The following is a 19,709-nucleotide window of genomic DNA, read 5'->3' as shown; positions in this document are numbered from 1 at the left end:
GCTGTGGGCGGTGGCCCGCGTGCTCAGGCCGGCTACTTCGGGTCGCGCCGGAACGATGCCGTCGACCAGCGGTAGCCGAGCGCGGCCAGGGCGATGCACCAGACAACCGCGAGCCATCCGTTGTGGCCGATCTCGGTGCCGAGCAGCAGGCCGCGCAGGGTCTCGATGGCCGGCGTGAACGGTTGGTACTCGGCGATCGGCTGGAACCAGCCCGGCATCGCGTTGATCGGGGTGAACGCACTGGAGATGAGCGGCAGGAGGATCAGCGGCAGCGCGCTGTTGCTGGCCGCCTCGGCGTTCGGGCTGGCCATGCCCATCCCGACCGCGATCCAGGTGAGCGCCAGGGCGAAGAGCGCGAGCAGACCGAACGCCGCCAGCCACTCCAGGGTCGTGGCGTCGGTGGACCGGAAGCCGATGGCCACGGCGACGGCGCCGACGAGGACCACGCTGGCGATCGACTGCAGGACGCTGCCGACGACGTGCCCGATGAGCACGGAGCCGCGGTGGATGGCCATCGTGCGGAAGCGGGCGATGATGCCCTCGGACATGTCGGTGGCGACCGACACCGCGGCCCCGACGACGGTGCTGCCGATGGTCATGAGCAGGATGCCCGGGACGACATAGGCGATGTACTCGGCGCGGTCGGCGCCGCCGCCCATGCCGGCGCTCATGACCTCGCCGAAGATGTAGACGAAGAGCAGCAGCAGCATCACCGGGGTGAGCAGCAGGTTCAGCGTGAGGGACGGGTAGCGCCGCGCGTGCAGGAGGTTGCGGCGGAGCATCTTGGCGGAGTCGCGCACGGCGAGGGAGAGGGTGCTCATCGGACTGTCTCCTTGGGCTGGTCGGCCTGGGCGGGCACCTTGCTGCCGGTCAGGGCGAAGAACACGTCGTCGAGGTCGGGGGTGTGCACGGTCAGCTCGTCCGCCTCGATGCCGGCCGAGTCCAGCCAGTCGAGGATGGAGCGCAGCTCGCGCTGGCTGCCGTCGCTGGGGAGCTGCAGCGACAGCGCCTGGTCGTCCCGGGCGGCCTCACGCAGCGCGGCGGCGGCGGTCTGGTAGGCGGACGGGTCGGAGAACCGCAGCCGGACGTGCCCGCCCGGGATGAGCCGCTTCAGCTCGTCGGCGCTCCCCTCGGCGGCGATCTTGCCGTTGCTCAGTACCGCGATGCGGTCGGCGAGTTCGTCGGCCTCCTCCAGGTACTGGGTGGTGAGGAAGACGGTGACGCCGCCGGAGACCAGCTCGCGGATGATCCCCCACATGTTGTGGCGGCTGCGCGGGTCGAGACCGGTGGTGGGCTCGTCGAGGAAGATGATCCGCGGGTTGCCGACCAGCGTCATGGCGATGTCGAGGCGGCGTTTCATGCCGCCGGAGTAGCTGGCGGCGGGCTTCTTCGCGGCCTCGACCAGGTCGAAGCGCTCCAGCAACTCGGTGGCGACCCGCCGTCCCTCGCGCTTGGACAGGTGGTGCAGGTCCGCCATGAGGAGCATGTTCTCCTCGCCGGTGATCAACCCGTCGACGGCGGAGAACTGCCCGGTGACGCCGATCGCGGCCCGCACGGCCTGCGGGTCCGCGGCCAGATCGTGGCCGCCGACGTGCAGCTCGCCGGCGTCGGCGGTGATGAAGGTGGAGAGGATCTTGACGGCGGTGGTCTTGCCGGCGCCGTTCGGGCCGAGCAGGGAGAAGATGGTGCCGGCCGGCACCGCCAGGTCGATGCCGTCGAGCACGACCTTGTCGCCGTAGGACTTGCGCAGCCCGTTCGCCGCGATGGCCAAGTTGGTCATGGTCGGTGCTCCTCAGAGGCTGCGGGCGACGATGTCGCCGTAGGCGGTGGTCGCGTGGATGTTCAGGCCGGCGGCGGCGCCGTCGCTGTTCTTGAGCGTGTTGTGGATCCGGCCGTAGGCGGTGCCGGCGTCCAGGGAGGCGGAGACGCCGCGGGCGGCGCCGACCGACAGCTCGCCGGCCTCGGTGTGCAGCACGACCGTGCCGCGCTTGGCCTCGGCGATGCGGATGTCGCCCTTCTGGGTGCTGATCTCGGCGGGTCCGCCCAGGCGGCCGACCGAGACGTCGCCGGCGAGGAGGGTGAGGCGGGCGCTTGCGGCCTCGTCGAGCTTGACCGAGCCCTGCGCCGCCTCGAGGGCGACGTCGCCGAGCCGTCCGACGCCGCGGAACTCGCCGGCGGCCGCCTTCGCCTCGATGCGGGAGCCGGCGGGCAGCTGGACGGTCACCTCGATGGATCCGGAGCTGCCGAGGATCCGGTTCTTCGCCGGTGGCGCCTCGATCCGCAGGACGCCGTCGTCGTACGCGACCGCGATCTGCTCCGCCGCCTTCACGTCGCGGCCCTTCGAGGCGTCCGCGGGAAGGATCTCGACCGTGGTGTCGGCCCGGTCGGCGGCGATGAACCGGATGCGTCCCGCGGGGATGTCGAGGACGGCGGAGACCGGGGCCGGGGTGTCGAACTTCTGCATTGCGTTCTCCTTCTTCAGCGGCGTGCGCTCCGTCGGCTCGCCGTTTCTGATGATGGAAACGCTACGTTGCGTTCATGGATCTGGCAACATAATCGTTGCGTCGAAACGCAGTAATCGCAGGTCGAGGCGGGGAATTTATTGCAATGAATCTGAAGCTAATGCAACAGGGGCCTGCTTGTTCGTTGCAATGAATGGAACTGAACGCTATGGTGGCGGCAGCGCCGACCACGAAGGAGACCGTGATGCCGGGAGGCAGGCTCACTCAGCAGGAACGTCAGCAGATCGCGCTGGGACTGGCCGACGGCCTCGCCTACGCGGAGATCGCCAGAGGCCTCGACCGCCCCACCTCGACGATCACGCGCGAGGTGATGCGCAACGGCGGCCCCACCGCCTACCGGGCCGACCTCGCCCACCGCGCCACCGAACAGCGCGCCCACCGGCGCCGGCAGACCGCGCCCCCAGGGGCGCAGGCGCCCCCGCAGGCCTACGGGCGCGATGCCGAGGCCGTGCGCGAGTACGAGGAGATGTTCTGCACGGTTCTCATGCAGGCGGGTACGCCCAAGATGATGTCCCGCGTAATGACCTGCCTCTACCTCACCGACGCGGGCAGCCTCACCGCGTCCGAACTCGTTCAGCGCCTCCAGGTCAGTCCGGCGTCCATCTCCAAGGCGATCGCGTTCCTCGAGAGCCAGGGCCTCGTCCGCCGGGAGCGCGACGAACGCCGCCGCGAGCGCTACGTCGTCGACGACGACGTCTGGTACCAGGCGATGATCGCCAGCGCCCAGGCCAACGCCCGGATCATCGAGACCGCACGGCATGGTGTGGGCATCCTCGGCCCCGACACCCCGGCCGCCGCCCGCCTCGAGAACATCGCGCGTTTCCTCGACTTCGTCTCCGAGAGCATGACCCGCGCCGCGGAGCAGGCCCGCGAGGTCCTCCACACGAAAGCCGGAGCCACCCCGGGCGGCCCTGCCGAGCCGGGGTCGGATCGCGCATAGGCGGCCTCGCCGGCCGACGCGGTGAACACCTTGGCCAACTCCCGCGCGGTGCGGTCCGGGTGGGCCTCGAACGCGCCGGGCTGCGCGGCGGGCGCAGGCTCCCGCGTCCCGTGTTTGACACGCGACACCCTCGGGGTAATGTCTTCGGCTCGATTGGCCAGGGCGCGGAAGCGTATGGCAGACTGTCCGGGTTGCTCGGTTGAGTGCCGATGCTGCGCGCCTCCCGCCGGGAGGACCGGAAGCGAGTCCCACAGTACTCGTCGACCCCACGCGGGTCGGACGTACGGGAATCTTCCGGGAAGTGTCAGCGGGGTACCGGCCAGGCGCTCGGCGGGAGCTCTTCCCCCGATCCGCGGTCATCAGGCCCGCACCCCTTGGTTGGGAAATCCTTCGGGAGATCTTCGTAGAGGGACTGCGACACGCCCGACCGCGTGGGTCGGAGAAGAGAGCAAGACCCACCGAGTACCAGAGCGTTTCACTAGACAAAGGACTACTGAGTAGCCATGGCGGGACAGAAGATCCGCATCCGGCTCAAGGCCTACGACCACGAGGTCATCGACTCCTCGGCGAAGAAGATCGTCGAGACGGTGACCCGCACTGGTGCGTCGGTCGCAGGCCCGGTGCCGCTGCCCACTGAGAAGAACGTGTACTGCGTCATCAAGTCGCCGCACAAGTACAAGGACTCGCGCGAGCACTTCGAGATGCGCACGCACAAGCGCCTGATCGACATCCTCGACCCGACGCCCAAGACCGTTGACTCGCTGATGCGCCTGGACCTTCCGGCCGGCGTTGACATCGAGATCAAGCTCTGAGAGGCGCGGAAGAGATGGCAAAGCAGATCAAGGGCGTCCTGGGCGAGAAGCTCGGCATGACCCAGGTCTGGGACGAGAACAACCGTGTCGTCCCGGTGACCGTCGTCAAGGCCGGGCCCTGCGTCGTTACCCAGGTCCGTACGAACGACATCGACGGCTACGAGTCGGTCCAGATCGCCTTCGGCGAGATCGACCCTCGCAAGGTGAACAAGCCCCTCAAGGGCCACTTCGCCAAGGCCGACGTGACCCCCCGCCGCCACTTGGTGGAGCTCCGCACCCCTGACGCCAGCGAGTACACGCTGGGCCAGGAGATCACTGCCGAGGTGTTCGAGTCCGGCGTCAAGGTCGACGTCACGGGCAAGAGCAAGGGCAAGGGCTTCGCCGGTGTCATGAAGCGTCACAACTTCAAGGGCCTCGGCGCCGGTCACGGCACCCAGCGCAAGCACCGCTCTCCCGGCTCCATCGGTGGCTGCGCCACCCCGGGCCGTGTGTTCAAGGGCCTCCGCATGGCGGGCCGCATGGGCAACGAGCGGGTCACCACCCAGAACCTGACCGTTCACGCCGTTGACGCGGAGAAGGGCCTGCTCCTGATCAAGGGCGCGGTTCCTGGTCCGAACGGCGGCCTGGTCCTGGTCCGCACTGCGGCCAAGGGGGCCTGAGGACTATGAGCACCATTGACATTCTGTCGCCCGCAGGCGACAAGTCCGGGACCGTTGAGCTCCCGGCCGAGATCTTCGACGCCAAGGTCAGCATCCCGCTGATCCACCAGGTCGTCGTCGCGCAGCTGGCCGCCGCCCGTCAGGGCACGCACAAGGTCAAGACGCGTGGCGAGGTCCGCGGTGGTGGCAAGAAGCCTTACCGCCAGAAGGGCACCGGCCGCGCCCGTCAGGGTTCGACCCGTGCGCCTCAGTTCGCCGGCGGTGGCGTCGTCCACGGCCCCGTGCCGCGTGACTACTCGCAGCGGACCCCGAAGAAGATGAAGGCCGCCGCCCTGCGCGGTGCCCTCACCGACCGGGCCCGTCACTCCCGCATCCACGTCGTCTCCGGCGTGGTCGAGGGCGAGGTCTCCACCAAGGCCGCGAAGACGCTGTTCGGCAAGATCAGTGAGCGCAAGAACCTGCTCCTGGTCGTCGACCGCGCCGACGAGGCCGCGTGGCTGTCCGCCCGCAACCTGCCCCAGGTGCACATCCTGGAGCCGGGCCAGCTGAACACGTACGACGTGCTCGTCTCCGACGACGTGGTCTTCACCAAGGCCGCCTTCGAGTCCTTCGTGTCTGGCCCCAAGGCCGCTGAGACCGAAGGGAGCGACGCCTGATGTCCGAGGCGACCGTAACCAGCAAGACCTTCACGGACCCGCGCGACGTTCTCGTCAAGCCGGTTGTCTCCGAGAAGAGCTACGCCCTGCTCGACGAGAACAAGTACACGTTCATCGTCGCGCCCGGCTCCAACAAGACCCAGATCAAGCAGGCCGTCGAGGCGGTCTTCTCGGTCAAGGTCACCGGGGTCAACACGATCAACCGTCAGGGCAAGCGCAAGCGCACCCGCACCGGTTTCGGCAAGCGCGCCAACACCAAGCGCGCCATCGTGACCCTTGCCGAGGGCGACCGTATCGACATCTTCGGCGGTCCGACCGCCTAACGGCGGTCTGGATCGTCCGGAATCGGACGAGGACTGAGAAATGGGTATCCGCAAGTACAAGCCGACGACCCCGGGCCGTCGTGGCTCCAGCGTCGCCGACTTTGTCGAGATCACGCGGTCCACGCCGGAGAAGTCGCTGGTCCGCCCCCTGCACAGCAAGGGCGGCCGTAACAACACCGGTCGTGTGACCGTCCGTCACCAGGGCGGTGGCCACAAGCGCGCCTACCGCGTGATCGACTTCCGTCGTCACGACAAGGATGGCGTGCCGGCCAAGGTCGCTCACATCGAGTACGACCCGAACCGCACCGCGCGCATCGCGCTCCTGCACTACGCAGACGGCGAGAAGCGCTACATCATCGCGCCGCGTGGCCTGAGCCAGGGCGACCGTGTCGAGAACGGCCCGGCCGCCGACATCAAGCCCGGTAACAACCTGGCGCTGCGCAACATCCCGGTCGGTACGACCATCCACGCCATTGAGCTGCGGCCCGGCGGCGGTGCGAAGTTCGCCCGTTCCGCGGGTGCCTCCGTGCAGCTGCTGGCGAAGGAGGGCCAGATGGCCCACCTGCGTATGCCGTCCGGCGAGATCCGCCTGGTCGACGTCCGCTGCCGCGCCACCATCGGCGAGGTCGGCAACGCCGAGCAGTCGAACATCAACTGGGGCAAGGCCGGCCGTCTGCGCTGGAAGGGCGTCCGCCCGACCGTCCGCGGTGTCGCGATGAACCCGGTTGACCACCCGCACGGTGGTGGTGAGGGCAAGACCTCCGGTGGTCGCCACCCGGTCTCCCCGTGGGGTCAGAAGGAGGGTCGTACTCGTTCGCCGAAGAAGGCTTCGAACAAGTACATCGTCCGCCGCCGCAAGACGAACAAGAAGCGCTAGGAGCGGGTTTAGATGCCGCGCAGTCTCAAGAAGGGGCCCTTCGTCGACGACCACCTGATCAAGAAGGTGGACGCCCAGAACGAAGCCGGCACCAAGAACGTCATCAAGACCTGGTCCCGTCGCTCGATGATCATCCCGGCCATGCTCGGCCACACGATCGCGGTGCACAACGGCAAGACCCATGTCCCGGTGTTCGTCACCGAGTCCATGGTCGGCCACAAGCTCGGCGAGTTCTCGCCGACTCGCACCTTCCGCGGCCACGTCAAGGACGACCGGAAGTCGAAGCGCCGCTAACGCGGGGTGGAACGACTATGACTTACACCGAAGGGACAACCATGGAAGCCAGGGCCCAGGCGCGGTACATCCGCGTCACGCCCATGAAGGCCCGCCGCGTGGTGGACCTCATCCGTGGCATGGATGCCACGGAGGCTCAGGCGGTCCTGCGTTTCGCCCCGCAGGCCGCGAGCGTGCCGGTCGGCAAGGTGCTGGACAGCGCCATTGCCAACGCCGCGCACAACTACGACCACAGTGACGCCTCTTCGCTGTTCATCAGCGAGGCGTACGTGGACGAGGGCCCGACCCTGAAGCGGTTCCGTCCGCGTGCTCAGGGCCGTGCCTACCGGATCCGTAAGCGGACCAGCCACATCACCGTGGTCGTCAGCAGCAAGGAAGGAACCCGGTAATGGGCCAGAAGGTAAACCCGCACGGGTTCCGGCTCGGTATCACCACGGACTTCAAGTCCCGTTGGTACGCCGACAAGCTGTACAAGGACTACGTCAAGGAAGACGTCGCCATCCGTCGGATGATGACGTCCGGCATGGAGCGCGCCGGCATCTCGAAGGTTGAGATCGAGCGCACCCGTGACCGCGTGCGGGTGGACATCCACACCGCGCGTCCCGGCATCGTCATCGGCCGCCGTGGCGCCGAGGCCGACCGCATCCGCGGCGACCTCGAGAAGCTCACGGGCAAGCAGGTCCAGCTGAACATCCTCGAGGTCAAGAACCCCGAGGTCGACGCTCAGCTGGTCGCGCAGGCCGTTGCCGAGCAGCTGTCCTCCCGCGTCTCCTTCCGCCGCGCCATGCGTAAGAGCATGCAGTCGGCGATGAAGGCCGGCGCCAAGGGCATCAAGATCCAGTGTGGCGGCCGCCTCGGCGGTGCGGAGATGTCGCGCTCGGAGTTCTACCGCGAGGGTCGTGTGCCGCTGCACACGCTGCGCGCGAACGTCGAGTACGGCTTCTTCGAGGCCAAGACGACCTTCGGCCGCATCGGCGTGAAGGTCTGGATCTACAAGGGCGACGTCAAGAACATCGCCGAGGTCCGCGCCGAGAACGCTGCTGCCCGTGCGGGCAACCGCCCGGCCCGTGGTGGCGCTGACCGCCCGGCCGGTCGCGGTGGCCGCGGTGGCGAGCGTGGCGGTCGCGGTCGCAAGCCGCAGCAGTCCGCGCCGGCAGCCGAGGCCCCCAAGGCCGACGCTCCCGCCGCTGCCGCTCCGGCTGCTGAGAGCACCGGAACGGAGGCCTGACCGAAATGCTGATCCCCCGTAGGGTCAAGCACCGCAAGCAGCACCACCCCAAGCGCCGCGGTATGGCCAAGGGTGGTACGACGGTTGCGTTCGGCGAGTACGGCATCCAGGCCATGACGCCGGCGTACGTGACCAACCGCCAGATCGAGGCGGCTCGTATCGCGATGACCCGCCACATCAAGCGTGGCGGCAAGGTCTGGATCAACATCTACCCGGACCGCCCGCTGACGAAGAAGCCCGCCGAGACCCGCATGGGTTCCGGTAAGGGCTCCCCCGAGTGGTGGGTCGCGAACGTGCACCCGGGCCGGGTCATGTTCGAGCTGTCCTACCCGAACGAGAAGATTGCACGTGAGGCTCTGACTCGCGCGGCTCACAAGCTGCCGATGAAGTGCCGGATCGTCAAGCGCGAGGCAGGTGAAGCGTGATGTCGGCCGGTACCAAGGCGTCCGAGCTGCGCGAACTGGGCAACGAGGAGCTTGTTGCCAAGCTCCGCGAGGCCAAGGAAGAGCTGTTCAACCTCCGCTTCCAGGCGGCGACGGGCCAGCTCGAGAACCACGGCCGGCTGAAGGCCGTCCGCAAGGACATCGCCCGGATCTACACCCTGATGCGTGAGCGCGAGCTGGGCATCGAGACGGTGGAGAGCGCCTGATGAGCGAGAGCAACGTGACTGAGAACAAGGAAGCGCGCGGATTCCGCAAGACCCGTGAGGGTCTCGTCGTCAGCGACAAGATGGACAAGACCGTCGTCGTCGCCGTCGAGGACCGTGTGAAGCACGCGCTGTACGGCAAGGTCATCCGCCGTACGAACAAGCTCAAGGCACACGACGAGCAGAACGCCGCGGGCGTCGGCGACCGTGTCCTCCTCATGGAGACCCGGCCGCTGTCCGCGACGAAGCGCTGGCGCGTCGTCGAGATCCTCGAGAAGGCCAAGTAATTGCTTGAAGGGGTAACCCTTCGAGTTCGTTCCGCCAGGCTCGGTGGGGGCTTCACCTCGTAAGAGGAGAGCCCCCGCCGGGAACCGGCAGACAATCAGGAGATAGACGTGATCCAGCAGGAGTCGCGACTGCGCGTCGCCGACAACACTGGTGCCAAGGAGATCCTTTGCATCCGTGTTCTCGGTGGCTCCGGTCGCCGCTACGCGGGCATCGGTGACGTCATCGTCGCCACCGTCAAGGACGCGATCCCCGGTGGCAACGTGAAGAAGGGTGACGTCGTCAAGGCGGTCATCGTTCGCACCGTCAAGGAGCGCCGCCGCCAGGACGGCTCGTACATCCGCTTCGACGAGAACGCCGCTGTCATTCTCAAGAACGACGGCGACCCTCGCGGCACCCGTATCTTCGGCCCGGTGGGCCGTGAGCTGCGCGAGAAGAAGTTCATGAAGATCATCTCGCTCGCGCCGGAGGTGCTGTAAGCATGAAGATCAAGAAGGGCGACCTGGTTCAGGTCATCACCGGCAAGGACAAGGGCAAGCAGGGCAAGGTCATCGCGGCCTTCCCCCGCGAGGACCGCGTCCTGGTCGAGGGTGTCAACCGGGTCAAGAAGCACACCAAGGCCGGCCAGACCGCTCGTGGTTCGCAGACCGGTGGCATCGTCACGACCGAGGCCCCCATTCACGTGAGCAATGTTCAGCTCGTCGTGGAGAAGGACGGCAAGAAGGTCGTGACCCGCGTCGGTTTCCGCTTCGACGACGAGGGCAACAAGATCCGCGTTGCCAAGCGGACGGGTGAGGACATCTGATGGCTACCACCACCACTCCGCGTCTGAAGACGAAGTACCGCGAGGAGATCGCGGGCAAGCTGCGTGAGGAGTTCTCCTACGAGAACGTCATGCAGGTCCCGGGCCTCGTCAAGATCGTGGTCAACATGGGTGTGGGCGACGCCGCCCGCGACTCCAAGCTGATCGATGGTGCCATCAAGGACCTCACCACGATCACCGGCCAGAAGCCGGCCGTCACCAAGGCCCGTAAGTCCATCGCGCAGTTCAAGCTGCGTGAGGGCCAGCCGATCGGTGCCCACGTCACGCTTCGTGGCGACCGCATGTGGGAGTTCCTGGACCGCACCCTGTCGCTCGCGCTTCCGCGTATCCGCGACTTCCGTGGTCTGTCCCCCAAGCAGTTCGACGGCCGTGGCAACTACACCTTCGGTCTCACGGAGCAGGTCATGTTCCACGAGATCGACCAGGACAAGATCGACCGCGTCCGGGGTATGGACATCACCGTGGTCACCACGGCGACCAACGACGACGAGGGCCGTGCCCTTCTGCGTCACCTCGGCTTCCCGTTCAAGGAGGCGTAAGCGAGATGGCGAAGAAGGCTCTTATTGCCAAGGCTGCTCGTAAGCCCAAGTTCGGTGTGCGTGCGTACACCCGCTGCCAGCGCTGCGGCCGTCCGCACTCCGTGTACCGCAAGTTCGGCCTGTGCCGCGTGTGCCTTCGTGAGATGGCTCACCGTGGCGAGCTGCCGGGCGTGACCAAGAGCTCCTGGTAGTCCCCTTAATCGGGACAACCGGAGTCTCTCGGTAAGCAGAGGGTTGGCAGGGGCCCTTCCCTCCATGGCTTAGGCTAGGAGGGTTGGGCGTCTGCCGCCCGTACGACTTACTACGCCGTAGGTCCCCGCGCCGCACCCGTCCCGCCCCTGTGTGGGGAGAGGGATGGCGCATACAGGAAACCCCGGCGAGAGAGGCCGAAGGCCAATTCATGACCATGACTGATCCGATCGCAGACATGCTGACGCGTCTGCGTAACGCGAACTCGGCGTACCACGACTCCGTGGTGATGCCGCACAGCAAGATCAAGTCGCACATCGCCGAGATCCTCCAGCAGGAGGGTTTCATCACCGGCTGGAAGGTCGAGGACGCCGAGGTCGGCAAGAACCTCGTCCTGGAGCTGAAGTTCGGCCCGAACCGTGAGCGTTCGATCGCCGGCATCAAGCGCATCTCCAAGCCGGGTCTGCGCGTTTACGCGAAGTCCACCAACCTGCCGAAGGTTCTCGGCGGCCTGGGCGTGGCGATCATCTCCACGTCCCACGGTCTCCTGACCGGCCAGCAGGCGCAGAAGAAGGGCGTGGGTGGGGAAGTCCTCGCCTACGTCTGGTAGTCGGGAACGGAGGAAAAGCTAATGTCGCGAATCGGCAAGCTCCCCATCCAGGTTCCCGCCGGTGTGGACGTCACCATCGATGGCCGCACGGTCACCGTGAAGGGTTCCAAGGGCACCCTCACGCACACCGTCGCCGCGCCGATCGAGATTGTTAAGGGCGAGGAGGGCGTGCTCAACGTCACCCGTCCCAACGACGAGCGTCAGAACAAGGCCCTGCACGGCCTGTCCCGCACGCTGGTGGCGAACATGATCACCGGTGTGACCCAGGGATACACGAAGGCGCTCGAGATCAGCGGTGTCGGTTACCGCGTCGCCGCGAAGGGCTCCAACCTGGAGTTCCAGCTCGGTTACAGCCACCCGATCCTGGTGGAGGCGCCCGAGGGCATCTCCTTCAAGGTCGAGTCGCCGACCAAGTTCTCGGTCGAGGGCATCGACAAGCAGAAGGTCGGCGAGGTCGCCGCGAACATCCGTAAGCTGCGCAAGCCCGACCCGTACAAGGCCAAGGGCGTGAAGTACGCGGGCGAGGTCATCCGCCGCAAGGTCGGAAAGGCGGGTAAGTAAGCCATGGCATACGGTGTGAAGATTGCCAAGGGCGACGCGTACAAGCGCGCCGCCATCAAGCGCCGCCACATCCGCGTCCGCAAGCACGTCTCCGGTACGCCGGAGCGTCCGCGCCTGGTCGTGACGCGTTCCAACCGCCACATCGTGGCTCAGGTCATCGACGACATCGCGGGCCACACGCTCGCGTCGGCGTCGACCCTGGACACCTCGATCCGTGGTGGCGAGGGCGACAAGAGCGCCCAGGCCAAGCAGGTCGGTTCCCTGGTCGCCGAGCGCGCCAAGGCCGCCGGCGTCGAGGCCGTCGTGTTCGACCGTGGTGGCAACAGGTACGCCGGGCGCATTGCCGCTCTGGCTGACGCCGCCCGCGAAGCCGGGCTGAAGTTCTGAGCCCCGGTTCCGGGACTAACGGACGTAACAGAGAGAGGTAAATCCAATGGCTGGACCCCAGCGCCGCGGAAGCGGTGCCGGTGGCGGCGAGCGGCGGGACCGGAAGGGTCGCGACGGTGGCGCTGCTGCCGCCGAGAAGACCGCGTACGTTGAGCGCGTTGTCGCGATCAACCGCGTCGCCAAGGTTGTCAAGGGTGGTCGTCGCTTCAGCTTCACCGCGCTCGTCGTGGTGGGTGACGGTGACGGCACCGTAGGCGTCGGTTACGGCAAGGCCAAGGAGGTGCCGGCCGCCATCGCCAAGGGTGTTGAGGAGGCCAAGAAGCACTTCTTCAAGGTCCCCCGTATCCAGGGCACCATCCCCCACCCGATCCAGGGTGAGAAGGCTGCCGGCGTCGTTCTGCTCAAGCCGGCTTCCCCCGGTACCGGCGTTATCGCCGGTGGCCCGGTGCGTGCCGTGCTCGAGTGCGCGGGCGTGCACGACATCCTGTCGAAGTCGCTCGGCTCGGACAACGCGATCAACATCGTGCACGCGACCGTGGAGGCCCTGAAGGGCCTGCAGCGTCCCGAGGAGATCGCGGCTCGCCGTGGTCTGCCGCTCGAGGACGTCGCCCCCGCGGCTCTGCTCCGTGCGCGTGCGGGAGCGGGTGCGTAATGGCCCGCCTCAAGATCACGCAGACGAAGTCGTACATCGGCAGCAAGCAGAACCACCGCGACACGCTGCGTTCGCTCGGGCTCAAGCGCCTGAACGACGTGGTTGTCAAGGAGGACCGCCCCGAGTTCCGCGGCATGGTGCACACCGTCCGCCACCTCGTGACGGTCGAGGAGGTCGACTGACATGGCGGAGCAGAACCCGCTGAAGGTCCACAACCTCCGTCCCGCCCCTGGCGCCAAGACCGCGAAGACCCGTGTCGGTCGTGGTGAGGCGTCGAAGGGTAAGACGGCCGGTCGTGGTACCAAGGGCACCAAGGCCCGTTACCAGGTTCCGGAGCGCTTCGAGGGTGGGCAGATGCCCCTCCACATGCGCCTTCCGAAGCTCAAGGGCTTCAAGAACCCGTTCCGCACCGAGTACCAGGTCGTGAACCTGGACAAGCTCGCGGCCCTGTACCCGCAGGGTGGCGAGGTCACCGTTGCCGACCTGGTCGACAAGGGTGCCGTGCGCAAGAACAGCCTCGTCAAGGTCCTGGGCCAGGGCGAGATCTCCGTGGCGCTGCAGGTGACGGTCGACGCCGTCTCCGGCTCCGCCAAGGAGAAGATTGCCGCTGCCGGCGGCACCGTCACCGAGCTCGTCTGAGACGTCTCGATGGCCTGAACATCCGACCGGGGATGCCTCCTAAACGGGGCATCCCCGGTTGGTCGTTCCTAGGCGGGCACCGTCGCCGGTAAGGTGTCGTGCGTTGTTAACTTCAGCCCGGTGTGCCTACTGGCAGGCCGAGCGGATTTGCCTGTTACGTATTCGTCGATCCTCAATACCGTCACCTCTGACGCAGTAGCGCGGGGGTCGCAGGAGGCACCGTGCTCACCGCGTTCGCCCGGGCGTTCAAGACGCCCGACCTGCGCAAGAAGCTGCTCTTCACACTTGCCATCATCGTTCTGTACCGACTCGGATCGCATATCCCGGTTCCCGGAGTCAACTACCAGAACGTCCAGATCTGTGTGGATGCGGCCACGAAGGGCAATAACAGCCTGTTCGGGCTGGTGAACATGTTCAGCGGCGGAGCGCTGCTGCAGATCACCATCTTCGCGCTCGGCATCATGCCGTACATCACGGCGAGCATCATCCTGCAGCTGCTGACCGTGGTCATTCCGCGGCTGGAGGCCCTCAAGAAGGAGGGCCAGTCCGGCACGGCGAAGATCACGCAGTACACGCGCTACCTGACGGTGGCGCTGGCCGTGCTGCAGGGAACCGGCCTTGTCGCCACCGCCCGGAGCGGCGCGCTGTTCGCCAGCTGCCCGGTGGGCAACGAGATCGTGCCGGACCAGTCGATCTTCACCACCGCCGTGATGGTCATCACCATGACGGCCGGTACCGCCGCCGTCATGTGGCTCGGTGAGCTCATCACCGACCGCGGCATCGGCAACGGTATGTCGATCCTCATGTTCATCTCGATCGCCGCCGGCTTCCCGGGTGCCCTGTGGGCCATCAAGGAGAGCGGCAAGCTCGCCCAGGGCTGGATCGAGTTCGGCACGGTGATCCTGATCGGCTTCGTGATGGTGGCGCTCGTCGTCTTCGTCGAGCAGGCCCAGCGGCGCATCCCCGTGCAGTACGCGAAGCGCATGATCGGGCGGAGGTCGTACGGCGGTACGTCCACTTACATCCCGCTCAAGGTGAACCAGGCGGGTGTGATTCCCGTCATCTTCGCCTCGTCGCTGCTCTACATCCCGGCGCTCGTCGCGCAGTTCTCGAACTCGCAGTCGGCCTGGAAAACCTGGATCGAAGCCCACTTCGTCAAGGGTGACCACCCCTATTACATCGTCACGTACTTCCTTCTGATCGTGTTCTTCGCCTTCTTCTATGTGGCGATCTCGTTCAACCCCGAGGAAGTCGCGGACAACATGAAGAAGTATGGTGGCTTCATCCCGGGTATCCGGGCAGGTCGACCTACTGCCGAGTACCTGAGCTACGTGCTCAACAGGATCACTTGGCCGGGCTCGCTGTACCTGGGTCTGATTGCTCTTGTTCCGACGATGGCGTTGGCAGGCTTCGGAGGCGCGAACCAGAACTTCCCGTTCGGCGGGACGAGCATCCTCATCATCGTGGGTGTGGGTCTGGAGACCGTGAAGCAGATCGAGAGCCAGCTCCAGCAGCGCAATTACGAAGGGTTCCTCCGCTGATGCGAATCGTCCTCGTCGGGCCGCCCGGTGCCGGGAAGGGAACGCAGGCCGCGTTCCTTGCCAAGAACCTGTCGATCCCGCACATCTCCACGGGCGACCTCTTCCGCGCCAACATCTCCCAGGGCACCGAGCTCGGGAAGCAGGCGAAGGCGTTCATGGACGCCGGCACCCTGGTCCCGGACGAGGTGACCATCGGAATGGCCAAGGACCGTATGTCCCAGGCGGACGCGGTGAACGGCTTCCTGCTGGACGGCTTCCCGCGCAACGTGGGCCAGGCAGTGGCGCTCGACGAGATGCTCAAGGGCGAGGGCGTCCACCTGGACGCCGTCCTCGACCTGGAGGTTCCCGAGGACGAGGTGGTCAAGCGGATCGCCGGCCGTCGCGTCTGCCGCAACAACAGCGCGCACGTCTTCCACGTGACGTACTCCCCGGCGAAGGCGGAGGGCGTCTGCGACGAGTGCGGCGGCGAGCTGTACCAGCGCGACGACGACTCCGAGGAGACCGTCCGCAAGCGGCTCGAGGTCTACCACACGCAGACCGAGCCGATCATCGACTACTACAGGGCCCAGGGCCTGGTGGTCACCATCTCCGCGCTCGGCAAGGTCAACGACGTGACCGCCCGGGCGATGGAAGCGCTCAAGGTCGACAAGGCCGCACAGGCCTGACCTGTTCGCAGAGTCTGAGAGTTACGGCCGCGGTGTCCTTCGGACGCCGCGGCCGTATCGTTGATAAGCCCCGAACCCCTTGTCGAGAAAGGCGCGAGCCGTAATGGTGCAGATCAAGACCCCCGAGCAGATCGCGAAGATGCGCGAGGCGGGACTGGTCGTCGCCGCCATCCACGCGGCGACCCGCGAGGCCGCGGTGCCCGGCGCCACGACCAAGGACCTCGACGAGGTGGCGCGCAAGGTGATCGCCGACCACGGCGCCAAGTCGAACTTCCTCGGGTACGGCGGCTTCCCCGCGACGATCTGCACCTCGGTGAACGAGGTCGTCGTCCACGGCATCCCCGACGAGAAGACCGTCCTGAAGGACGGCGACATCATCTCCATCGACTGCGGCGCGATCATCGACGGCTGGCACGGAGACGCCGCGTACACGGCCTTCGTGGGCAGCGGTCACGCCCCGGAGCTCCTGGAGCTCTCCCGGGTGACCGAGGAATCGATGTGGGCCGGCATCGCCGCGATGAAGAACGGCAACCGGCTCGTCGACGTCTCCCGTGCCATCGAGACGTACATCCGCCGGCAGCCCCGGCCGGCAACGGGCAAGTACGGGATCATCGAGGACTACGGCGGCCACGGCATCGGCACCGAGATGCACATGGACCCGCACCTGCTGAACTACGTCTCGCGCAAGCGCGGCAAGGGACCGAAGCTGGTGCCCGGTTTCTGCCTGGCGATCGAGCCGATGGTCTCCCTCGGCACGCCGCAGACCGAGGTGCTCTCCGACGACTGGACGGTCATCACGACGGACGGCACCTGGTCCTCCCACTGGGAGCACTCGGTGGCGCTCACCGAGCAGGGGCCGCTGGTGCTCACCGCCCCCGACGGCGGCAAGGCGAAGCTGGCGGAGCTGGGTGTCACTGCCGCCCCGGATCCGCTGGCCTGAACCGCGGGGCTTAACGATCTTCACGCCTGGGCAGACTTGGCGGATTCGTCTTTTGGATGCCCCTGACGTAGACTGATGCGTCGGCTCTCGTGTACCCGTGTGTCCGCACGCGGCGACGGGAGTCGATCAAGGTAGCCGATTCGAAAGGCGAAGCGTGGCCAAGAAGCAAGGTGCCATCGAAATCGAGGGCACCGTGATCGAGTCCCTCCCGAACGCCATGTTCAAGGTGGAGCTCCAGAACGGTCACAAGGTCCTCGCGCACATCTCCGGCAAGATGCGGATGCACTACATCCGTATCCTCCCGGACGACCGGGTCGTGGTGGAGCTCTCTCCGTACGACCTGACGCGTGGCCGGATCGTCTACCGGTACAAGTAGATCTTGTCGCACCCCCCTCGCGGGGTGTCGGCACTGACCCGGAGAACCTCACATCCCATGAAGGTCAAGCCGAGCGTCAAGAAGATCTGCGACAAGTGCAAGGTGATCCGCCGTCACGGCCGGGTCATGGTCATCTGCGACAACCTGCGCCACAAGCAGCGCCAGGGCTGACGCACGACCACCTGCACTCGCAGTTCTTCGCGCGACGCACGTAAAAACATGTACATACGCAGGGTCCGCCTGGCTTCGGCCGGCGACACCCCCGGTGGAGGCCGGGGACCTGGTCCGTACCACCCTCTCTTCAATCAAGGGTCGGCGGCCACGGAACGACTCTGCGGAAGACCTCCGCATACATCAGGAGCCATGAATGGCACGCCTTGAAGGCGTTGACCTCCCGCGCGACAAGCGCATCGAGGTCGCCCTCACGTACGTTTTCGGCATCGGCCGCACCCGGTCCCAGGAGACCCTCGCCGCCACCGGTGTCGACCCGAACGTCCGCGTTCGTGACCTGGCCGAAGAGGACCTGGTCAAGATCCGCGAGTACGTGGATGTCAACTTCCAGACGGAAGGTGACCTCCGCCGCGACATCCAGGCCAACATCCGCCGCAAGGTCGAGATCGGCTGCTACCAGGGTCTGCGTCACCGCCGCGGCCTGCCGGTCCACGGTCAGCGCACCAGCACGAACGCCCGCACCCGCAAGGGCCCGCGTCGCGCCATCGCCGGTAAGAAGAAGCCGGGCAAGAAGTAGTCCTCAGCGGACACGCTTTACCAGCGGTCTTCGCTGTAGGACCGACCACCTCCCCGTAGGAGTTATAGATGCCCCCCAAGGGTCGTCAGGGCGCTGCCAAGAAGGTGCGCCGCAAGGAAAAGAAGAACGTCGCTCACGGCCACGCGCACATCAAGAGCACGTTCAACAACACGATCGTGTCCATCACGGACCCGACCGGCAACGTGATCTCCTGGGCCTCCGCCGGCCACGTCGGCTTCAAGGGCTCGCGCAAGTCCACCCCCTTCGCCGCGCAGATGGCCGCCGAGTCGGCCGCCCGCCGCGCGCAGGAGCACGGCATGCGCAAGGTCGACGTCTTCGTCAAGGGTCCCGGCTCCGGCCGTGAGACCGCGATCCGCTCCCTCCAGGCCACCGGCCTCGAGGTCGGCTCGATCCAGGACGTCACCCCCACGCCGCACAACGGCTGCCGTCCGCCGAAGCGCCGCCGCGTCTGAGGCACGGCTGCCTGCGGACGGTGTGTCGGCTGGGGGTCCGGGGGTCGTCCCCCGGGGTATCGCAGTACGGCTGCCGTCCGCCGAAGCGCCGCCGCGTTCGACCTCAGATGCGTGACGCATTCGAGGTCGACGTAGGGATTCGGGCGGTACGACCCGTAAGGGGCGTACCGCCCGTACCCTGTATCAGAGGACGTCAAATAGCGGGCGTCCACGACTGAAGGAAACACACCATGCTGATCGCTCAGCGCCCCTCGCTGACCGAAGAGGTCGTCGACGAGTACCGCTCGCGGTTCGTCATCGAGCCCCTGGAGCCGGGTTTCGGCTACACGCTCGGCAACTCCCTCCGCCGTACGCTTCTCTCCTCGATCCCGGGTGCGGCGGTCACGTCCATCCGTATCGACGGGGTCCTGCACGAGTTCACCACCGTGCCGGGCGTCAAGGAGGACGTCACCGACCTCATCCTGAACATCAAGCAGCTGGTCGTCTCCTCGGAGCACGACGAGCCGGTCGTGATGTACCTGCGCAAGCAGGGTCCCGGCCTGGTCACCGCTGCTGACATCGCCCCGCCGGCCGGTGTCGAGGTGCACAACCCCGACCTGGTGCTCGCCACGCTCAACGGCAAGGGCAAGCTGGAGATGGAGCTGACCGTCGAGCGCGGCCGCGGTTACGTCTCCGCCGTGCAGAACAAGCAGGTGGGCCAGGAGATCGGCCGTATTCCGGTCGACTCCATCTACTCGCCGGTCCTCAAGGTCACCTACAAGGTCGAGGCGACCCGAGTCGAGCAGCGCACCGACTTCGACAAGCTGATCGTCGACGTCGAGACCAAGCAGGCCATGCGCCCGCGTGACGCCATGGCGTCCGCCGGCAAGACCCTGGTCGAGCTGTTCGGTCTGGCCCGTGAGCTCAACATCGACGCCGAGGGCATCGACATGGGCCCGTCCCCGACGGACGCCGCCCTTGCCGCCGACCTGGCGCTGCCGATCGAGGAGCTCGAGCTCACCGTTCGTTCGTACAACTGCCTCAAGCGTGAGGGCATCCACTCCGTGGGTGAGCTCGTGGCGCGCTCCGAGGCCGACCTGCTCGACATCCGCAACTTCGGTGCGAAGTCGATCGACGAGGTCAAGGCGAAGCTCGCCGGCATGGGCCTGGCCCTCAAGGACAGCCCGCCCGGATTCGACCCGACCGCCGCCGCCGACGCCTTCGGCGCCGACGACGACGCGGACGCCGGGTTCGTCGAGACCGAGCAGTACTGAGCCCCATCCGGGCCTTCGGTCCCGGCCCCACTTCCGGCGGACGTCCGTCCGCCGGTAACTGACACCGGTAC

General features: G+C 66.7%; 33 protein-coding genes. 30 read left to right on the top strand and 3 right to left on the bottom strand.

The window, feature by feature from the left end; genetic code table 11:
• Positions 1–32: 32 nt before the first annotated feature.
• The 3 genes from ABZ070_RS09470 to ABZ070_RS09460 are packed head-to-tail and all read right to left on the bottom strand — an operon-like array spanning position 33 to position 2,464.
• On the bottom strand, positions 33–821 hold the full coding sequence (locus ABZ070_RS09470; protein WP_356631669.1) for an ABC transporter permease: 789 nt from the start codon (positions 819–821) through the stop codon (positions 33–35).
• Positions 818–1,780, bottom strand: a complete 963-nt coding sequence (locus ABZ070_RS09465; protein ID WP_356631667.1) for an ATP-binding cassette domain-containing protein — start codon at positions 1,778–1,780, stop codon at positions 818–820. Before ABZ070_RS09465 ends, ABZ070_RS09470 begins: the two co-directional genes overlap by 4 nt.
• A 12-nt stretch (positions 1,781–1,792) precedes the next feature.
• Positions 1,793–2,464, bottom strand: a complete 672-nt coding sequence (locus tag ABZ070_RS09460) for a DUF4097 family beta strand repeat-containing protein (RefSeq protein WP_356631665.1) — start codon at positions 2,462–2,464, stop codon at positions 1,793–1,795.
• Between the two features lie 242 nt (positions 2,465–2,706).
• On the opposite strand from ABZ070_RS09460, the gene ABZ070_RS09455 reads away from it, so the two are divergent.
• The 30 genes from ABZ070_RS09455 to ABZ070_RS09310 all read left to right on the top strand — a co-directional run bounded on the left by ABZ070_RS09455 (position 2,707) and on the right by ABZ070_RS09310 (position 19,638).
• Complete coding sequence (locus ABZ070_RS09455) at positions 2,707–3,462, top strand: helix-turn-helix domain-containing protein (protein ID WP_356631686.1); 756 nt, start codon at positions 2,707–2,709, stop codon at positions 3,460–3,462.
• Between the two features lie 503 nt (positions 3,463–3,965).
• Positions 3,966–4,274, top strand: a complete 309-nt coding sequence (gene rpsJ, locus ABZ070_RS09450; protein WP_003948644.1) for a 30S ribosomal protein S10 — start codon at positions 3,966–3,968, stop codon at positions 4,272–4,274.
• Positions 4,275–4,288: 14 nt separating this feature from the next.
• On the top strand, positions 4,289–4,933 hold the full coding sequence (gene rplC / locus ABZ070_RS09445; protein ID WP_005313592.1) for a 50S ribosomal protein L3: 645 nt from the start codon (positions 4,289–4,291) through the stop codon (positions 4,931–4,933).
• Positions 4,934–4,938: 5 nt separating this feature from the next.
• Positions 4,939–5,589, top strand: a complete 651-nt coding sequence (gene rplD / locus ABZ070_RS09440) for a 50S ribosomal protein L4 (RefSeq protein WP_356631663.1) — start codon at positions 4,939–4,941, stop codon at positions 5,587–5,589.
• Positions 5,589–5,912: a 50S ribosomal protein L23 gene (gene rplW / locus ABZ070_RS09435; protein ID WP_005313587.1), complete on the top strand. Its 324-nt coding sequence runs from the start codon at positions 5,589–5,591 to the stop codon at positions 5,910–5,912. Before rplD ends, rplW begins: the two co-directional genes overlap by 1 nt.
• Positions 5,913–5,952: 40 nt before the next feature.
• Complete coding sequence (gene rplB, locus ABZ070_RS09430; RefSeq protein WP_142214206.1) at positions 5,953–6,789, top strand: 50S ribosomal protein L2; 837 nt, start codon at positions 5,953–5,955, stop codon at positions 6,787–6,789.
• 12 nt (positions 6,790–6,801) lie between these two features.
• Positions 6,802–7,083, top strand: coding sequence for a 30S ribosomal protein S19 (rpsS, locus tag ABZ070_RS09425; protein ID WP_166628878.1), 282 nt, complete (start codon positions 6,802–6,804; stop codon positions 7,081–7,083).
• A gap of 41 nt (positions 7,084–7,124) precedes the next feature.
• Positions 7,125–7,472 carry a 50S ribosomal protein L22 gene (gene rplV / locus ABZ070_RS09420; protein ID WP_058848120.1) on the top strand — a complete coding sequence of 116 codons (348 nt, stop codon included), beginning with the start codon at positions 7,125–7,127 and terminating at the stop codon, positions 7,470–7,472.
• The gene (gene rpsC, locus ABZ070_RS09415; RefSeq protein ID WP_356631660.1) at positions 7,472–8,311 is read left to right on the top strand and encodes a 30S ribosomal protein S3; all 840 of its coding nucleotides are present in this window, start codon (positions 7,472–7,474) and stop codon (positions 8,309–8,311) included. The genes rplV and rpsC overlap by 1 nt, the downstream gene beginning before the upstream one ends.
• 5 nt (positions 8,312–8,316) lie before the next feature.
• Complete coding sequence (gene rplP / locus ABZ070_RS09410) at positions 8,317–8,736, top strand: 50S ribosomal protein L16 (protein WP_005313579.1); 420 nt, start codon at positions 8,317–8,319, stop codon at positions 8,734–8,736.
• Positions 8,736–8,960, top strand: a complete 225-nt coding sequence (gene rpmC, locus ABZ070_RS09405; RefSeq protein WP_017949657.1) for a 50S ribosomal protein L29 — start codon at positions 8,736–8,738, stop codon at positions 8,958–8,960. Before rplP ends, rpmC begins: the two co-directional genes overlap by 1 nt.
• Positions 8,960–9,244, top strand: coding sequence for a 30S ribosomal protein S17 (gene rpsQ, locus ABZ070_RS09400; RefSeq protein WP_039656223.1), 285 nt, complete (start codon positions 8,960–8,962; stop codon positions 9,242–9,244). Before rpmC ends, rpsQ begins: the two co-directional genes overlap by 1 nt.
• Before the next feature lie 108 nt (positions 9,245–9,352).
• The gene (rplN, locus tag ABZ070_RS09395; RefSeq protein WP_003956455.1) at positions 9,353–9,721 is read left to right on the top strand and encodes a 50S ribosomal protein L14; all 369 of its coding nucleotides are present in this window, start codon (positions 9,353–9,355) and stop codon (positions 9,719–9,721) included.
• Between the two features lie 2 nt (positions 9,722–9,723).
• Positions 9,724–10,047: a 50S ribosomal protein L24 gene (rplX, locus tag ABZ070_RS09390; RefSeq protein ID WP_005313570.1), complete on the top strand. Its 324-nt coding sequence runs from the start codon at positions 9,724–9,726 to the stop codon at positions 10,045–10,047.
• Positions 10,047–10,604, top strand: coding sequence for a 50S ribosomal protein L5 (gene rplE, locus ABZ070_RS09385; protein ID WP_356631657.1), 558 nt, complete (start codon positions 10,047–10,049; stop codon positions 10,602–10,604). The genes rplX and rplE overlap by 1 nt, the downstream gene beginning before the upstream one ends.
• 5 nt (positions 10,605–10,609) lie before the next feature.
• The gene (locus ABZ070_RS09380; RefSeq protein ID WP_003956452.1) at positions 10,610–10,795 is read left to right on the top strand and encodes a type Z 30S ribosomal protein S14; all 186 of its coding nucleotides are present in this window, start codon (positions 10,610–10,612) and stop codon (positions 10,793–10,795) included.
• A 209-nt stretch (positions 10,796–11,004) separates the two neighbouring features.
• Entirely contained in the window at positions 11,005–11,403 is a 399-nt protein-coding gene (gene rpsH / locus ABZ070_RS09375) for a 30S ribosomal protein S8 (protein WP_005313538.1), read from the top strand.
• 21 nt (positions 11,404–11,424) lie between these two features.
• Entirely contained in the window at positions 11,425–11,964 is a 540-nt protein-coding gene (gene rplF, locus ABZ070_RS09370) for a 50S ribosomal protein L6 (protein WP_100108607.1), read from the top strand.
• A gap of 3 nt (positions 11,965–11,967) precedes the next feature.
• Positions 11,968–12,351 carry a 50S ribosomal protein L18 gene (rplR, locus tag ABZ070_RS09365; RefSeq protein ID WP_100108608.1) on the top strand — a complete coding sequence of 128 codons (384 nt, stop codon included), beginning with the start codon at positions 11,968–11,970 and terminating at the stop codon, positions 12,349–12,351.
• A gap of 46 nt (positions 12,352–12,397) precedes the next feature.
• Entirely contained in the window at positions 12,398–13,003 is a 606-nt protein-coding gene (rpsE, locus tag ABZ070_RS09360) for a 30S ribosomal protein S5 (protein ID WP_030201551.1), read from the top strand.
• Positions 13,003–13,185 (top strand): 50S ribosomal protein L30, encoded by a 183-nt coding sequence (gene rpmD, locus ABZ070_RS09355; RefSeq protein ID WP_005313525.1) that lies wholly within the window; start codon positions 13,003–13,005, stop codon positions 13,183–13,185. Before rpsE ends, rpmD begins: the two co-directional genes overlap by 1 nt.
• Before the next feature lies 1 nt (position 13,186).
• Positions 13,187–13,642 carry a 50S ribosomal protein L15 gene (gene rplO, locus ABZ070_RS09350; protein WP_100108609.1) on the top strand — a complete coding sequence of 152 codons (456 nt, stop codon included), beginning with the start codon at positions 13,187–13,189 and terminating at the stop codon, positions 13,640–13,642.
• 221 nt (positions 13,643–13,863) lie between these two features.
• Positions 13,864–15,183, top strand: coding sequence for a preprotein translocase subunit SecY (gene secY / locus ABZ070_RS09345; RefSeq protein WP_356631654.1), 1,320 nt, complete (start codon positions 13,864–13,866; stop codon positions 15,181–15,183).
• Positions 15,183–15,848 carry an adenylate kinase gene (locus ABZ070_RS09340; RefSeq protein WP_356631652.1) on the top strand — a complete coding sequence of 222 codons (666 nt, stop codon included), beginning with the start codon at positions 15,183–15,185 and terminating at the stop codon, positions 15,846–15,848. Before secY ends, ABZ070_RS09340 begins: the two co-directional genes overlap by 1 nt.
• 103 nt (positions 15,849–15,951) lie before the next feature.
• Entirely contained in the window at positions 15,952–16,788 is an 837-nt protein-coding gene (gene map / locus ABZ070_RS09335) for a type I methionyl aminopeptidase (protein ID WP_356631650.1), read from the top strand.
• Positions 16,789–16,942: 154 nt separating this feature from the next.
• Complete coding sequence (infA, locus tag ABZ070_RS09330) at positions 16,943–17,164, top strand: translation initiation factor IF-1 (RefSeq protein WP_003956442.1); 222 nt, start codon at positions 16,943–16,945, stop codon at positions 17,162–17,164.
• A gap of 57 nt (positions 17,165–17,221) precedes the next feature.
• The gene (gene rpmJ, locus ABZ070_RS09325; RefSeq protein WP_003956441.1) at positions 17,222–17,335 is read left to right on the top strand and encodes a 50S ribosomal protein L36; all 114 of its coding nucleotides are present in this window, start codon (positions 17,222–17,224) and stop codon (positions 17,333–17,335) included.
• A gap of 196 nt (positions 17,336–17,531) precedes the next feature.
• The gene (gene rpsM, locus ABZ070_RS09320; RefSeq protein WP_159688557.1) at positions 17,532–17,912 is read left to right on the top strand and encodes a 30S ribosomal protein S13; all 381 of its coding nucleotides are present in this window, start codon (positions 17,532–17,534) and stop codon (positions 17,910–17,912) included.
• A 68-nt stretch (positions 17,913–17,980) separates the two neighbouring features.
• On the top strand, positions 17,981–18,385 hold the full coding sequence (gene rpsK, locus ABZ070_RS09315) for a 30S ribosomal protein S11 (RefSeq protein ID WP_003948617.1): 405 nt from the start codon (positions 17,981–17,983) through the stop codon (positions 18,383–18,385).
• 230 nt (positions 18,386–18,615) lie between these two features.
• Positions 18,616–19,638, top strand: a complete 1,023-nt coding sequence (locus ABZ070_RS09310; RefSeq protein WP_003956430.1) for a DNA-directed RNA polymerase subunit alpha — start codon at positions 18,616–18,618, stop codon at positions 19,636–19,638.
• The last annotated feature ends 71 nt before the right edge of the window (positions 19,639–19,709 follow it).

This window comes from Streptomyces sp. NPDC006283 (assembly GCF_040613325.1).
GTDB lineage: Bacteria > Actinomycetota > Actinomycetes > Streptomycetales > Streptomycetaceae > Streptomyces.
The sequence above is the reverse complement of the archived record's forward strand: the minus strand, read 5'-3'. Positions and strand labels throughout refer to the sequence as shown.